Source organism: Herbaspirillum sp. DW155 (assembly GCF_037076565.1).
Taxonomy (GTDB): domain Bacteria; phylum Pseudomonadota; class Gammaproteobacteria; order Burkholderiales; family Burkholderiaceae_D; genus Herbaspirillum.
Map to the genome: position 1 here is coordinate 1,269,656 of NZ_AP029028.1, position 14,419 is coordinate 1,284,074.

Genomic DNA, 14,419 nt, shown 5'->3' on the forward strand with positions numbered 1-14,419 from the left:
GTGCCGGCTTTTCATTTTCTTCGGGGTTCTCGTTTTCCACTTCGTACCGCTCAGTCGCACGCACGCCACAAGGATTGCTCTCCATGTTCAGTCTCGCGCAACGCCATCGTTCTTCGCTCGCGGCACCGGCGTTCGGGCTGCAAGGCTGCGACCGTCCACTGGCCAACACCGATGCGCCTGCAGCCAGCACTGCCAGACCCCAGCGCGGCCTGACAGCCGCCTCGACAGCCGCGGTCGAGCGCAGCCGCCCGGTCTATCCGTGGCCCTACATCGCCGCCTGGAACGGCAAGGGCGAGCAGAACCAGGCGGCGAGCTTCGTGGGTGGTCCAGCAATCGACTTCGCCACGCCCGACTGGGCCGACAGCGATTTCTTCGCGCCGTATGAGGCGGTTGCGCAATGACCGGCACGCGCCTGGCCGCCCGGCTGATACAGCTGTTCGTTTCGATGGCCATTATCGGCTGCAGCGCCACGGATGCGACGCAGGTGGCGCGCGCGCATACCGACAGGACGCTGCTCAAGGCCATCGTGCTGGGCATGGGCAGCGAGGGCGCGTCGGTCACCGACGCACGCTACGACCGGTACTTCGGCCAAGGCAGCGCTGCTGCCGGCGTAGCGGCTGTGATTGCAGCAGGCCGCTTCCTGGTCAACGGCCTGGCCATCCCGGCCACTGAGACGGACTGTGCCAGGCGGTTCCCGGATGGCTATCCGGTGAACCAGACGCCCTGGTTGCGCTACGATGACAAGGTCTCGGCCTGGAGAGGCGGCTACCAAGGTGAGAAGGTCGCCGGTTCGTATGCCGCAGCCGCGCTGGCCGTCGCGACCGGGATCGTGCCAGGGCTGGAAGTGAGGCTGTACGACACTGATCGCGACGGCCATGCCGATCTGATTGAGGCCGATTTCAAGGAAGGGGTTCAGGTCGGCCGGATCATCCGCAACGATGACGGCACCTACAGTGTCACGCGCGGGGATATCGACACGGCCAACACCACAGCCGTCGAAGGGCGGACCTTCGACGGCACGCGCTTCACCGCGACATCTGGCGAACGCATCGCCGCCAGAGACTTCGACACCACTCTCGCGCCGGGTGACATCGCGCTGTTCTGGCATGGCCCGGATGGCTGGATCCTGCAGCGGGCCAGGGAAGTGCATGGAGTCTTCGTCGATGGAATGGATCACCGCCGCTACGATATCGACGGCACCGCCTACGCCGATGCAATGCGTTTTTCCCGGAACAACCTGTTGATCTCCAACCGACCGGGGGAATATGCGAACGCGCAGAAATACTTTGGGCTCAACGACAACCATGAGGGCCTGAAAGTCAGCCTGTGGCTGGTGCCGACCCGCGACCTGGAGGCGCATGGCGCGCCGGTCGGTATCACCAGCGGCGCAAGCGCGCGGCGTCTGTTGGCAAGAGCCGTAGCGATCGCCAGGCAGAAGCTGGGCGATGTCGTGGTGAGCGTTGATGGCAAGGACGTTCCGAGCACTGCGAAGTGGGTGCACCAAGACGCATACCGTCAGTTGAGCGACGCGATCGCCCGCGCGGAGGGGGCCTTGGCGTCGGCGGCGAGTTCGCCCGCGCTGCTCGACTACCAAATCTACCTGCTCTATTTGACGCTCAATGGCAGCGATGGCGACATAGGCGCCCGCTTCGGCGGCTACCGCTATGCGGGTTTCGACCACGCCATCCTGACTGGAACTCGGGCTCCGTAGCAAGGAAGCACGCGAATCGTGGTGCCCGTCAGAACTCGACCATTACAAGGCGACCTATCTGACTCGACTAACCGCCAACGACTTCCACTCCGAACTGCTGGAACTGTACGACGGCTACGTGCATGCACGCCTGAGCCGGCGCGATTTCCTCCACCGCACGGCGATGTTCGCCATCGGCGGTCGCACCATTACCGCGATCCTGGCCTCACCGAGACCGGGCTACGCGCTGGCGTAACAAATCACCTTCACCGATCCTGACATCCATGCCCATTACATCCGCTATCCCTCGCCCAACGGTCACGGCGAAGTGCGCGGCTATCTGCTTCGCCCGGCCAAGGCCTCCGGCCGGATGCCCGGCGTTGTCGTGGTAGACGACAACCGCGACCTGAATCTCTGCATTGAGGACGTGGCGCGGCACGTGGCCAAGGCCGGCTTCGTCGCACTGGCGCCCGACACCCTAAGTTCGGTCGATGGCTATCCGGGCAACGACGATGAAGGCCGGCGGCTGCAGCAGCGGGGCGATCCGCAGAAGCTGATGAACCATTTCTTCGACCCCATCGAGTACCTTCAGGCCAGCGAGCTGACCACCGACAAGATCGGCTTTATCGGCTGTTGCTGCGGCGGCCGGCAAGACCAACGGGACCATGTCTATCCCGGCACCAACCACGGTTTCCACAACGACCCCACGCCGCGCTACGACGAGGCAGCCACCCAGCTCGCCTGGGATCGCACCCTGGCCGGGTTCCAGTGCTAGCTGAGCTAAGTGGGGCAAGGAATCCCCCTGATATCAGATGGAGTTATATTGAAAATAGAAATATAGGATTGGATTTATTTCTTGATGCGCACGAACATAGCGGTTGTGCCGAAAAACGTTGCAGGCCCGAGTGCCTGCTGTGCTGCCGGCAAGGCGGCACCGAGCCGCACCGGCCCTACTCAACGATTCCAGGAGTGTTTACATGACCATGAACGCAATCATCTGGCCCGAAGGCTATGTCCCGGGCTTCACCGAAAACTTCGCCTCCAACGAGGTCATCGTCGCCGGCCTGAGCGCCGCGGAGGTGTGGCCACTGCTGGCCGAACCGGCCCGTTGGCCGACCTACTACGGCAACTCGGCCAGCGTGCGCTTCTACGACGGCAAGGGGCCGTTCCTGGCCGACGGCGACCGCTTCTATTTCGAGACCTTCGGCTTCCCGGTCGAGGCGCAGTGCAACGAATACGTGGCCCCGGCGGCAGGTCAGCCCGGTCGCGTGGCCTGGCATGGCTGGTCGGGCGAAGTCGGTGCCGACGACCGCCTGGACGTACACCATGCCTGGCTGGTCGAGGATCTCGACGGCGGCCGCGTACGCATCCTCACCCAGGAAACCCAGAAGGGCAAACCGGCTGCCGAACTGCACGCCGCCAAGCCCAACCCGATGATCAACGGGCATCAGGACTGGCTGGACGGCCTGGTGGCCGCTGCCCGCGCTGCTAAGGATGCAAAGTGATGAGGGGCGTTATCGTTCGTGCACCGGGTGGACTGGAGCGTCTCGAAGTCATTGAGTTGCCCGATCCCGGCCAGCCGGGACCCGGGCAGATCCGTGTGGCCGTGCATGCCACATCGCTGAACTTCCACGACCTGCTGGTCGCCAACGGCGGCATTCCCGCCGACGATGGCCGGGTGCCGATGGCCGATGCCGGCGGTGTGGTCGAGGCCGTGGGCGCCGGTGTGAGCGAGTTCAAGCCTGGCGACCAGGTGGTCTCCGGCTTCTTCCCGCAGTGGCCCGACGGACTGCCGTTCGATGACGTCGGCCATTTCCGCAAGACTCCGGGCGATGGCATCGACGGTTATGCCTGTGAGTACGTGGTGCGCGCGGCCAGCGACTTTACCCTGGCCCCGCGCGGCTGGAGCCATGCCGAGGCAGCCACCATCACCACCGCCGGGCTGACCGCCTGGCGCGCGCTGGTGGTCGATGGCCAGCTCAAGGCCGGCGCCAGCGTACTAGTGCTGGGCACCGGCGGCGTGTCGATCGCCGCACTGCAGATCGCCAAGGCGATGGGCGCACGGGTCCTCGTCACCTCGTCCTCCGATGACAAGCTGAAGCGCGCCCGCGCGCTCGGCGCCGACGAGGTGATCAACTACCGGCAGGTGCCCGACTGGGGCCAGTGCGTGCTGGAACTGACTGGCGGCCGTGGCGTCGACCACGTGATTGAGGTTGGTGGGCCGGGCACCCTGACACAGTCGATCAAGGCCGTGCGCGTGGGCGGCCATATCGCCCTGATCGGTGTGCTGACCGGACGCGAGGGCGCCTTGCCCACCTCGGTGCTGATGGCCAAGCAGGCACGCCTGCAGGGGCTGATCGTCGGCAGCCGCCGTGACCAGCAAGACTACGTGGCGGCGCTGGAGCAGAGTGGCATCCGCCCGGTGATCGACCGCAGCTTCCCGCTGGAGCAACTGGCCGAGGCGTTCCGCTTCCAGGAAAGCGGCGCTCACTTCAGCAAGGTGGTGGTCGAATGGTGAGGCTCGACATGAACCGTCCCCACGCGCGGCTGGCCGCGCTGTTCACCGCCCTGGTCATGGTGCTCATGGTCGGTTGCGCGCCATCGCATGACACCAGCGCGGCGGCCGACACGCAACACGCCATCGTCTGGCCCGAAGGCTATCTGCCCGGTACCACCGACAACTTCGTCTCCAACGAGGTTATCGTCGCCGGGCTCACTGCGGCCGACGTGTGGCCGCTCCTTGCCGATGCGACCCGCTGGCCGAGCTACTACGCGAACTCGGCCGACGTGCGCTTCCATGACGGCAAGGGGCCGCTGCTGGCCGACGGCGACCGCTTCTTCTTCAAGACCTTTGGCTTCCCGGTCGAGGCCCAGGTCACCGAGTACGTGCCTCCCGCCAATGGCCAGCCGGGCCGGGTGGCCTGGCACGGCTGGGCGGGCGAGGAGGGCAGCGCCGAGCGACTGGACGTGATCCATGCCTGGCTGGTCGAGGATCTGCCTGGCGGGCGGGTGCGCGTGCTCACCCAGGAAAGTCAGAAAGGCAAGCCCGCGCAGGCATTGGCCAGCAGCAAGCCGAACATCATGATCAACGGCCATCAGGACTGGCTGACGGGTCTGGTCGAGGCCGCGCGCAAGAACCAGGCGCAGTGACGATCCCACCGCCGTCCGCATACAGGCGCGGGCGGCGGCTTCTTCCTCCCCCCGCATGCAGGAGATCCTTTCGATGAGCTCCAGCATCAAGATCCTGATGATCCTCACCTCCCAGGCCACCATGGGCGACGAGCCGCGCCCGACCGGGGTATGGTTCGAGGAATTGTCCACGCCCTACTACGCCTTCTCCGATGCGGGCGCCCAGGTGGACATCGCCTCCATCACCGGCGGCAAGATCCCGATCGCCCCACACTCGCTGCAAGCCGAAGGCAAGAATCCGCCCAGCGTCGAGCGCTTCCTCAAGGATGCCGCGGCGATGCACAAGATCGAGGTCTCGATGAAGATTTCCGGCCTGGCTACTGAAGGCTACTCGGCGGTGTTCCTGCCCGGCGGGCACGGCACCATGTGGGATCTGCCCAGGAGCACCGAGCTGGCGTCCCTGCTGTCCACGGCCCGGCCGGGCTGGTCAACGTCATGAACCCCAACGGCCAGTCACTGGTCGCCGGCCGCCGCGTGGCCGCCTTCACCGATAGCGAGGAAGCGGCCGCCGGCTTGACCGACAAGGTGCCTTTCCTGCTGGAGTCCCGCATCCGCGGGCTGGGCGCCAAGTACGAGAGCGGCCCGGACTTCCAGCCCTTCGCGGTGCGTGACGGCAAGCTCGTCACAGGGCAGAACCCGGCCTCCTCCGAGGGCGTCGCGCGCCTGGTGCTACAAGTTGTTCACGAGGTGCGCTAGCCCCGCCCATCGTCATGGCCGGCATCGCCCTTGGCGGCGCTAAGCCATCGCCCGCATCCGCCTGACGGTTCGCGGGCTGGCCTGTTTTATCCATCCATCATCTTCGAGGCACGTCATGTCTGCACTGTTCACGCCGTTCAAACTGAAGGACGTTACCCTTCGCAACCGCATCGCGATCCCGCCGATGTGCTAGTACCAGGCCCATACAACGTTCCGACATCGCCGGTTGGCATTTGGAAACACGCACAAGCATCGCAACCAGTCCGTTGGCGGCACGAATCTCTGATATGTCTTTTTCTGATGAATTGAATAATTATCTTGGATTGGACTTATTTCTCTTGCGGTTGGATCATCCTTCTGTCGCCGAGGCCTGTGCCTGGCGGCAAGCGAGAAACCGTCTCGGAGCTCTGCTTCGGCGGGTGTTGATCCACTGGCGGGAATGCCTTCGCTGATTCCCCCAATCTAATTCAAGGAATTGCAGCATGAGCAAGATTGCCGTACTGGGCCTGGGCGCGATGGGATCGCGCATGGCCGCCAACCTCATCAAGGCCGGTCACGCCGTGACCGTCTGGAATCGCAGCGCGGCCGCCGCCGAGGAGCTGGTCGCCGCCGGCGCAGCGCTGGCCGCCACGCCAAAGCAAGCCGCTGCCGGAGCCGACTTCGTGATGGCGATGGTACGCGACGACCAGGCCTCACGCCAGGTCTGGCTCGATCCGGATACCGGCGCGCTGGCGGGCATGGCCGCCGGCGCGATCGCGCTCGAAAGCTCGACGCTGACCGTCAAATGGATCCGGGAACTGGGCGCGCAGGCAGCCGCGCGCCGCATTGATCTGCTCGAAGCGCCTGTCTCCGGCAGCACGCCACAGGCTGAGGCGGCGCAACTGGTCTATCTGGTGGGCGGCGAAGTTGATACGCTGACGCATGCCGCGCCAATCCTCACGGCGATGGGCTCGGCCATCCGGCACGTTGGCCCGTTGGGTTCGGGCGCATTGGCCAAGCTGACCACCAACACCTTGTTGGGTATCCAGGTCGCGGTACTGGGCGAACTGGTCGGCATGCTCCAGCATTCGGGAGCCGACGTGGCGCGCGTGCTCGATGCCGTCGCCATAACGCCGGTGTGGAGTCCCGTAGCCGGGCGCATCTCTGGCTCGATGCTGGCAGGCAACTTCGCGCCGCAGTTCCCGATCGAGCTGATCGAGAAGGACTTTGGCTACACCTTGCAGGCGGCAGGTTCAGACGTAGTCGCGCCGACCATTGCCGCCGCGCGCAGCGTGTTTCGCGCTGCGATCGAACGCGGCCTGGGCGACGAGAACATGACCGCTGTGGTCAAGCTGTCCGCCGAGCCGTCGCCGGCCCGCTGAGCCGGGGACACACGGCCACTCAAGCGCTGGGCCTTGCGCACGACTGGAACATCAATTCGCGCAGCCACCTGTGCGCGACGTCGTGATGCGTGCGCTCGTGCCAGGCAGCAACCTTGGTAAAACCTGGAACGTCAATGGGCGGATCGAATACTGCCAGCCCTGGCATGCCAGTCACCAGTCGGCTCGGCAGGATGGCGACCATATCGCTGGCTTGTAGGATTTCGGGAAGGATGAGAAAGCTCTTGACCGACAAGGTGACCTGACGCTGTTTGCCGAGTTTCTCAAGCGCCTCGTCGGTCACACCGCGGAACCCACCTCCTGTGTACGACACAAGCGCGTGATCCAAGGCACAAAACTGATTGATGGTCAGTTGCTTGCGCCCCTTTATGGCGGGGTGTCCGTCACGCAGCACGCATACGTAGTGCTCCTCGAACAGGTTCCGGGCATGCAGGTCGAGAGGAGTGCTTTGGGGCGTTACCAGCGCCAGATCGATATCGCCGCGTTCAAGCTGTGCCTGCACTTGCTTGTCATCGACCGGCACCAACGCCACTTGCATGTGAGGTGCTTGCAGTTTGAGCGCTGACAGAAGTGGCAACGCGACAGCGCGCAGCGCGTAATCGGTCGCTGCGATGGTGAACGTCATCCGCGCGGTTGCGGGGTCGAACACGGTCGGCTGCAGCAAGGTACCAATTTCGCCGAGGATCTGCTTGAGCGGAGCGCTCAACTCCAGAGCGCGCTGTGTCGGCACGATGCCGCGTTGAGCGCGCACGAACAATGGGTCTGCGAAGTTGTCGCGCAGTCGCGTCAGCATGCCGCTCATTGCCGGCTGGGTCACCCCGAGTCGGTTGGCAGCGCGAGTTACATTGCATTCGTCGAGCAATGCGTCCAAAGCCTTGAGCAGGTTGAGATCAAGCGTCTTGATATCTTTCATTCTTATGCAAGTTACAAAGAAAGGTTATGGTAACTTATATCTTTAATTTGTCCATCATTTCAAGAGGCAATTTGAAAGTACTCCCGATGGATTCGCGTACTTGAGCGTCATGGCTCGGTTGTCGCATTGACATGGAAGACATTTATGGAGCTTCGTCATCTTCGTTGGCCGTCAGGGGCGCATTGCGCAGGTCTTGCACGGGACGGATGCGCAGGCGCGCAAGCTGGTCAGTGATGCACCTGCCAACACCCCATACATCATTCGATTGGGGGGGGGATGCACGCGGCATGAGTGTCAAAGGAACTCGGGAACAGTATCTGGTGAATATGAAATGGAAGTGGGCAATCTGATGGGGGGACGCGCGCTATATAACCGCCAGTCATTCGATTGTAGGGAGCTCGTCACAGTCGCGGGGCGATATGCAGGTCTGGCATCGCTTCCGAAACCACCGAAGCCGCTAGCGAGTGCAGAATACTTGCCCCGGCTTGATGATCCCGCTATCAGGCCACTTATGTAATCAATCGTATTTGAACGAGATAAGCTCAATGCCCAAATCAACCTTGTGAAGGCTAACACGTCGGTCACTGCCTACCAGCGCCCACCATCTATGTTGGCGGGCGCTGGTAGGTTGCAGGAGCTATTGCCTGCACACGAGAGATTGACCCCAAGCGAACGGGGGGCTACTGAAGTCGGTGTCAGCCGACTTCCTGGATGTCCACTCTTGTTTTATATGGTGCCCCCCCCGTGAGTCGAACACGGCACCAACGGATTATGAGTCAATATTTCTTGCCTTCATTGAGCGTCAATGCCCGTCCCACAAGAGCTTTAAGGTCGGCGGCGGAGCAGGGCGCCCAACGCCACGCCAGCATCAATACTTCCAGTTGATCGCCAGGCTGCCATTGATCGGCGGCGCGTAATAGCCCGATCCCTGCGACACGCTGTAGAGATATTTCTTGTTGAAGACGTTGTTCAGGTTCAACGAGACGCACAAGTGCTTGTTGATCTCGTAGCTGGACATCAGGTTAAACACGGAATAACCACCCTGGTAGGCCGCATTGGTCGTGTCGTAGCTGGTCTTGCTTTGATACAGCAAGCTGGCGCCGACCTTGAGTTGTTCCAGTTGCGGCACGCGATAGGTGGTCGACAAACGCACTTGTTTGCGCGGCACATAGGTGCGAACCGAAGCGCCGCTGTCGTCCGTCATGCGCAATGTCACCAGACCGATGCCGGCTTGCCAGTTTTTAGCCAGTTGACCGTTCAGGTTAAGTTCAACACCTTCCGATTTGGCGTTGATGCCTTCGTAGTAGTAAGTGAAATCAGCAAAGGCGCCGGCGTAATTGGCCAAGCCGGTTTGCTTGGCACGGAACACCGACGCGGACGCATTCAGGCGACGTTCGAAGAATTCACCTTTCAGCCCCAACTCGTAGCTATTGCCTTTTGCCGCCGCCAGCGTGGCGTGGTTGACGTCGACCTGGTATTGCGGGCTGAAGATTTTGGTGTAGCTGCCGAAAGCCGAGATATTGTCATTGAGATCGACCACCAACCCAGCGTACGGCGACACGGCGGATTGACTCAATACGTGCGCGCTTTTTTCTGCATAGCCGGACGATTCAGCCTGGGTGTAATTGGCGCCCAACAGCAATTTGACGCGATCATGCAGGTTTAACCGGGTGGCCGCATAGAGGGTCTTGCGGGTATCGGTATAGCCTTCTGTGGTCATATCGCCGTCGTAAACCGGGGACGGGAACGCGCCGCCGAAAGCCTGCGACAGGGGAATGTCGTAGTAATAGCCGCCAAAGCCCGAATCGGTATTGCGGCTCATCTGCGTCTGTTTGGAGCGAGACCAGCTCACCCCGACGTTGAGGTCGTGCTCACGTCCGAACAGGCTGTATTGGCCGGTGATGTTGCTGTCGATGAAGGTACGTTTGTTACTGCTGGTAGTCGCCGAAGGAAAGCCCTGCAAACCTGTACCGGTGGATGCGTCATAGGCGCCGGCCACGTAGAAAAGAGAGCTGTCGCTGTCGATGACGTCATAGTTCAGCGAGGTCTTCCACTGCCAGCCATTCCCGAGTTGCTGGTTCAATTCTGCAAAGGCGCGCTGTTCGGTGGAGTCGTAATACGACCAGTCGGCCGAGGTGTTGGTGCCGACGCCGTATTGCGCCTGGCTGCCGTCGGCATTAGTCAGGGGCAGGGCTCCCCACATTGCGCCGCGCGCGTGCACCTTCTGGTAGCTGTAACCCAAGGTGGCGGTCGTCGAATTGCTGAGATCAGCCTGGACGACGCCATAGACCAGGTCTTTCGTCGGCTGGTAGCGGTCAAGATAGGAATTGCCTTCCTGGTGGGCTGCCACGATGCGTCCGGAAACGGTGCCGGCTTCATTCAGCGCACCGGAAATATCGGCGTCGAGCCGCTTGGTATTCCATGAGCTCAACGTGATGCCGACCGATGCCTGGAAGTCAGTCGTGGGGCGCTTGCGCACGAAATTGACCGTCGCGGACGGATTGCCGGTCGACACCGCCAGGCCGTTGGCGCCTTGCAGTACTTCGATGCGGTCGAACATGGCGGTGTCGAGATCACCGGCCTGGGCACCATAGGTCAACGGCACACCGACACCATCGAACATGAAGTTGGTCACATCGAAGCCGCGCGCCGTGAAATAGGTACGTTCGGTTTCCGCCTTTTCAACCGTCACGTCGGCGGTATTGGCCAGCACGTCATTGACCGTATTGAGCTTGAAGTCGTCCATCTTGGCACGCGTGGTCACCGTGATGGTCTGCGGCGTTTCTCGTGGCGACAAGGCAATGCGGGCGGCGGTGCTGCTTTCGCGAATCGTGTAGGTATCGGAGCCCTGGGTCGACATCTGGCGCAACGGTGCGCCGGCCGACACGGTGACTACCGGCAGGCTGGCAGCATCACCGGTGCCTGCTTCACGACGCTTTAACATGAAGGTGCCGTTGGCCGTCTGCTGCAACTGCAAGTCGCTGTTGCCGATGGCCTGTTGTACGGCCTCGGCGGTGGTGAATTGGCCATTGATGGCAGGCGCCTGGCGCCCGCGCACCAGTTCCGGATCCACCGCGATCGCCTGACCGCTTTGCTGGGCAATCTGCATCAGCGTGGTGCCAAGTGGGCCGGCCGGAAGGTGATAGGCGCGCGCTTGCGCGGCTGTGGCGTTACCGGAGATGACGGCTTGCGCCAGCACGTGAGGCGATGTGAAGGTGATGCACGCCGCAGAGACGGCGAGGGCAAGGGCGAGCGGACGGGGTTGTAGTGAGAGAGGGTGTTTCATCAGGCGTGTTCCCTTTTTTAGAATGTGGGGTTGTTCTAAGAAAGGGGTAACGCGAGGCGCTGAAAAGTGATCATCCTGTCCGGCTTACAAGTGTAAATATTGTCGGATGTTTTTTCGGGCGTTGATGGTTGATGCTTATTTCAGGTCAATAGTGACCAGCATGCTGCCGTAATTGCGCACGCGCAGCGACATCGTTTGCTCCAGCGAGCGCAGCACGTTGTCGGTGTCGTCTAGCGGAAATGCGCCCAACACCTGCAAACGTGCGGCCTCGGGCGAGATGCGAATAAAGCCTTTGCGGTAGGGGCGCAAGGCGGCAATTACGTCGGCCAGACTTTCTTCATTGGCGACCAGCATGCCGTCAGCCCAGGCTGCACGCCCGCTCAGATTGTCATTGATCCGCTCCACGCCGGCAGCGTGATACCAGGCTGCCTGGCCTTTGCGGAGCTGTGTTTCGTCGATACCGTTGCTCACGCGGATGCTGTGCTCAAGCACGAGTGCCATCGTACGATCTTCATCGCGCCGCACCAGGAATTTCGTGCCCAATGCCCGCGCCGTACCGTGATCGGTCTGGACAACGAATGGCCGGGCAGGGTCTGCCGCCACCGTGGCGATCAATTCACCCTGGCGCAAGTCGATGCGGCGTATGCCATCGCGAAAAACGACATTGGCCGCCGAACGCGCATTCAACACAACGGTACTGCCATCCGGCAGTGAAAAGCTTTTGCGCTGGCCGGTGCCGGTGCGCAAATCGGCGCTCAATGTGCCCAATGGCCACGATCGGTTCAACATGAAACCCGTCGCCAGGCCCGTTGCAGCGATGCCCAGCGTACGGCGGAGCAGTTTGCGACGACTGGCGGAAGCCGGCGGGCGCAGCAGGATGCGCTCCATGGCGCCGATGTGGCCGGGTGCTTCGCTTTCCGCGTTGCGAATAGGGGTAAATGCGCGTTGCAGCATGCCTTGCAGACGTTCCCAGGCTTGGGCATGCAGCGGATTCGCATCGCGCCAGGTTGAAAAACGGCGGTAATCGTCGGGCGTGGCCTCCCCGGAGCGAAGCAGCACAATCCATTCGATGGCTCGCTCCGCAGGGGCATCTTCCAGCGCGCTGTCGATGCAAGGTTTGTCGGCCGCTGCCATTAATGGATGCTGGCCAGCCAGCATGCGCGCATGGCTTGGGTCATGTAACGGCGCACTGTGATGACAGGCATGTTCAGACGTTCCCCGATGTCACGGTAGGTCAGCTCATGCAGCTGGCTCAGCAAAAACACTTCACGTACGTTGGGTTTCAATGCGCCGAGAATGGCATCGATCTGCTGGAGCGCCTCCAACACCAAAGCGCGATCTTCTTCAGACGGGACGCAACCGGTTGGTAGTCCGGCGAGCTCCTCAAGATAAGCTTGTTCAATGTCGCGGCGGCGCCAGAAGTTGAACATGACGCGCTTGGCCAGGGTGACCAGAAAGGCACGCGGTTCCTGGATATCTTGCACATTGCGTGCCGCCACGACCTGGATGAACGTGTCCTGGCTCAGATCGGCCGCATCATGCTGACACCCGAGCCGTTGCCGTAGCCAGCCCTGAAGCCAGCTATGGTGGGCATCGTAAAACTGCGCCAGAGAAGCATCTTGAGTGCCGGACGGCATAGGTGAGCCAGAATTCTGTTTTTAATAATGAGAATTATTGCTATTAAAGGAAAATAGTGCAAGTGGCTGTTGGGCCACACAAGCGCATACTCAGCAGCAATTGTTCTCAGCCGCCTGATCGGTATTTCAAATCATTAGACGCGCTTCTACGATCCGAACCGATACGATACCGAAACCTGTGCTGCCAAGGGGCGACTCGGACTCAACGTGTAGTTGAAGTTCGATGCGGATCCACCAGTGTAGTAACGTCGATTAAACACGTTGAAGACGTTGAACTGCGTCTTCCATGGACCAGTCTGATACGCGAGCATGAGATCGGTGCGAGCGTAGCCAGCCAGCTTGAACGTATTGGGCAAGCTCGCTTCGCGTGCACCCATGGCGTAAACGCCGGCGCCGGCCTTCAGGCCCGGCAGCGATTTGAACTCATACGTAGTCCAAACGCTACCGCTATGGCGAGGCACATTGGTCAGCGTGTCACCCACCGGAGTGCTGGTATCTGCCCGCACGGTCGCCTGGGTATAAGCATAGCTGGCGATGACTTGCCAGCCTGCGGCGATGGCTCCCGTGAGATCGACCTCCAGGCCACGGCTACGCTGCTCTCCACTCAGGACCTGCAGCAATGGGTTGACCGGATCGGTAGTGAGGATGTTCTTGCGCTTCAGGTTGAACAATGCCACCGAACCGGTAAGTCGGTCCTTGATCAGATCCTGTTTCACGCCTACTTCGATTTGTTCTGCCACTTCGGCATCATAAGTGACGTTGCTGCCGCTATGCCCCACGTTGGGAGCATGGCTGCGACTCCAGTCCGCGAACAGCGAAGTCTTGTTCCAGGGCTGCCAAACCAGACCCAGCCTGGGTGACAACGCAGATTGCTCGCCACGCCCCACGACAACATCACTCTGCAGAGACTCATTGACGAAGCGATCGGCCCGCAACGCAAGCATGGCCTTGATTTCCGGAGTGAGGGTAACCTGATCCATTACATACAAGCCGTAATCCTTGCCACGTCCCTGGTGGGACTGCAGAGGATCACTCGCGGTCAGCCCCGACACATAGCTGGAATTGAACAGATCCAGTGTCATGGTACTCACCGTCGAGCCGCGACTACCCACTTCCAGATAGCCGTAGTCGGCGCCTGCGAGCAACTTGTGTTTCAAGCCTGCCAGCGTTACATCGCCTATCCATGAGCGCCCTTACACGGCCTTGGGCGGATTTACCCCGAAACAGCGGCTGGCCATGGCTGCTTGACGTTTCTACTTCTGGCAAACGTTAGAAATGGGGGGAATTACCGTTGCTCCTTGGTAAATATATTTGTGAATTATAAGTGGAGACCTTTTCCATTCTTTAGCGAGAGAAATTGGTCTGGGAGCATTAGCTATCTCATTGATTTATATAGGCTTAATTTCCAATTATAATTCTCAAGCACAATAGAGCGCCAGGCATTCTGAATTTGCGCCGGGTCTTCCACGCCTTCGACGATGACTTCCAGGTCCAGACTCTTGGTCAGTGTGACGATGGCTCTGAATAGCCGGACATCCACAGCTTCCTCCAGCACCTGCTGCAGGAAGCTCTTCAGGATACATACGCCATCGGGCAGATCAGCCAAGCTACCGTGCCTGGCCGACTGGG

The 14,419-nt window shown here is 61.2% G+C and carries 15 protein-coding genes; 9 read left to right on the forward strand and 6 right to left on the reverse strand.

The window, feature by feature from the left end; genetic code table 11:
* Window positions 1–83 precede the first annotated feature (83 nt).
* The 9 genes from AACH55_RS05760 (at window position 84) to AACH55_RS05800 (ending at window position 6,936) form a co-directional block, all read left to right on the forward strand.
* Window positions 84–401 carry a hypothetical protein gene (locus AACH55_RS05760; RefSeq protein WP_338718462.1) on the forward strand — a complete coding sequence of 106 codons (318 nt, stop codon included), beginning with the start codon at window positions 84–86 and terminating at the stop codon, window positions 399–401.
* Window positions 398–1,711 carry a hypothetical protein gene (locus AACH55_RS05765; RefSeq protein WP_338718463.1) on the forward strand — a complete coding sequence of 438 codons (1,314 nt, stop codon included), beginning with the start codon at window positions 398–400 and terminating at the stop codon, window positions 1,709–1,711. The genes AACH55_RS05760 and AACH55_RS05765 overlap by 4 nt, the downstream gene beginning before the upstream one ends.
* A 307-nt stretch (window positions 1,712–2,018) precedes the next feature.
* On the forward strand, window positions 2,019–2,465 hold the full coding sequence (locus tag AACH55_RS05770) for a dienelactone hydrolase family protein (protein ID WP_338718464.1): 447 nt from the start codon (window positions 2,019–2,021) through the stop codon (window positions 2,463–2,465).
* Window positions 2,466–2,673: 208 nt separating this feature from the next.
* Window positions 2,674–3,195 (forward strand): SRPBCC domain-containing protein, encoded by a 522-nt coding sequence (locus AACH55_RS05775; RefSeq protein ID WP_338720192.1) that lies wholly within the window; start codon window positions 2,674–2,676, stop codon window positions 3,193–3,195.
* Window positions 3,195–4,208 carry an NAD(P)-dependent alcohol dehydrogenase gene (locus tag AACH55_RS05780; RefSeq protein WP_338718465.1) on the forward strand — a complete coding sequence of 338 codons (1,014 nt, stop codon included), beginning with the start codon at window positions 3,195–3,197 and terminating at the stop codon, window positions 4,206–4,208. The genes AACH55_RS05775 and AACH55_RS05780 overlap by 1 nt, the downstream gene beginning before the upstream one ends.
* A gap of 65 nt (window positions 4,209–4,273) precedes the next feature.
* Window positions 4,274–4,840: an SRPBCC domain-containing protein gene (locus tag AACH55_RS05785; protein WP_338720194.1), complete on the forward strand. Its 567-nt coding sequence runs from the start codon at window positions 4,274–4,276 to the stop codon at window positions 4,838–4,840.
* Between the two features lie 73 nt (window positions 4,841–4,913).
* Window positions 4,914–5,318 (forward strand): hypothetical protein, encoded by a 405-nt coding sequence (locus tag AACH55_RS05790; protein WP_338718466.1) that lies wholly within the window; start codon window positions 4,914–4,916, stop codon window positions 5,316–5,318.
* Window positions 5,315–5,575, forward strand: a complete 261-nt coding sequence (locus AACH55_RS05795) for a hypothetical protein (RefSeq protein ID WP_338718467.1) — start codon at window positions 5,315–5,317, stop codon at window positions 5,573–5,575. The genes AACH55_RS05790 and AACH55_RS05795 overlap by 4 nt, the downstream gene beginning before the upstream one ends.
* A gap of 482 nt (window positions 5,576–6,057) precedes the next feature.
* On the forward strand, window positions 6,058–6,936 hold the full coding sequence (locus AACH55_RS05800; protein ID WP_338718468.1) for an NAD(P)-dependent oxidoreductase: 879 nt from the start codon (window positions 6,058–6,060) through the stop codon (window positions 6,934–6,936).
* A 19-nt stretch (window positions 6,937–6,955) separates the two neighbouring features.
* On the opposite strand, the gene AACH55_RS05805 is transcribed toward AACH55_RS05800, so the two are convergent.
* From AACH55_RS05805 to AACH55_RS05830, 6 genes are all read right to left on the reverse strand, one after another.
* A complete protein-coding gene (locus AACH55_RS05805) occupies window positions 6,956–7,867 on the reverse strand; it encodes a LysR family transcriptional regulator (RefSeq protein WP_338718469.1) in 912 nt (303 codons plus the stop codon).
* 868 nt (window positions 7,868–8,735) lie between these two features.
* On the reverse strand, window positions 8,736–11,153 hold the full coding sequence (locus tag AACH55_RS05810) for a TonB-dependent siderophore receptor (protein ID WP_338718470.1): 2,418 nt from the start codon (window positions 11,151–11,153) through the stop codon (window positions 8,736–8,738).
* Between the two features lie 135 nt (window positions 11,154–11,288).
* A complete protein-coding gene (locus tag AACH55_RS05815; protein WP_338718471.1) occupies window positions 11,289–12,287 on the reverse strand; it encodes a FecR family protein in 999 nt (332 codons plus the stop codon).
* Window positions 12,287–12,790 carry a sigma-70 family RNA polymerase sigma factor gene (locus AACH55_RS05820; protein ID WP_338718473.1) on the reverse strand — a complete coding sequence of 168 codons (504 nt, stop codon included), beginning with the start codon at window positions 12,788–12,790 and terminating at the stop codon, window positions 12,287–12,289. The genes AACH55_RS05815 and AACH55_RS05820 overlap by 1 nt, the downstream gene beginning before the upstream one ends.
* A gap of 146 nt (window positions 12,791–12,936) precedes the next feature.
* Entirely contained in the window at window positions 12,937–13,947 is a 1,011-nt protein-coding gene (locus AACH55_RS05825) for a TonB-dependent receptor (protein WP_338718474.1), read from the reverse strand.
* Between the two features lie 218 nt (window positions 13,948–14,165).
* Window positions 14,166–14,396 (reverse strand): EAL domain-containing protein, encoded by a 231-nt coding sequence (locus AACH55_RS05830; RefSeq protein WP_338718476.1) that lies wholly within the window; start codon window positions 14,394–14,396, stop codon window positions 14,166–14,168.
* Window positions 14,397–14,419 lie beyond the last annotated feature (23 nt).

Bases quoted from the DNA above. Each gene is read 5' to 3' on its own strand.
- AACH55_RS05815 (WP_338718471.1), bottom strand. From the start codon at position 12,287: ATGGCAGCGGCCGACAAACCTTGCATCGACAGCGCGCTGGAAGATGCC.
- AACH55_RS05805 (WP_338718469.1), bottom strand. From the start codon at position 7,867: ATGAAAGATATCAAGACGCTTGATCTCAACCTGCTCAAGGCTTTGGAC.
- AACH55_RS05820 (WP_338718473.1), bottom strand. From the start codon at position 12,790: ATGCCGTCCGGCACTCAAGATGCTTCTCTGGCGCAGTTTTACGATGCC.
- AACH55_RS05800 (WP_338718468.1), top strand. From the start codon at position 6,058: ATGAGCAAGATTGCCGTACTGGGCCTGGGCGCGATGGGATCGCGCATG.
- AACH55_RS05765 (WP_338718463.1), top strand. From the start codon at position 398: ATGACCGGCACGCGCCTGGCCGCCCGGCTGATACAGCTGTTCGTTTCG.
- AACH55_RS05775 (WP_338720192.1), top strand. From the start codon at position 2,674: ATGAACGCAATCATCTGGCCCGAAGGCTATGTCCCGGGCTTCACCGAA.
- AACH55_RS05780 (WP_338718465.1), top strand. From the start codon at position 3,195: ATGAGGGGCGTTATCGTTCGTGCACCGGGTGGACTGGAGCGTCTCGAA.
- AACH55_RS05785 (WP_338720194.1), top strand. From the start codon at position 4,274: ATGGTCGGTTGCGCGCCATCGCATGACACCAGCGCGGCGGCCGACACG.
- AACH55_RS05795 (WP_338718467.1), top strand. From the start codon at position 5,315: ATGAACCCCAACGGCCAGTCACTGGTCGCCGGCCGCCGCGTGGCCGCC.
- AACH55_RS05810 (WP_338718470.1), bottom strand. From the start codon at position 11,153: ATGAAACACCCTCTCTCACTACAACCCCGTCCGCTCGCCCTTGCCCTC.
- AACH55_RS05790 (WP_338718466.1), top strand. From the start codon at position 4,914: ATGAGCTCCAGCATCAAGATCCTGATGATCCTCACCTCCCAGGCCACC.
- AACH55_RS05760 (WP_338718462.1), top strand. From the start codon at position 84: ATGTTCAGTCTCGCGCAACGCCATCGTTCTTCGCTCGCGGCACCGGCG.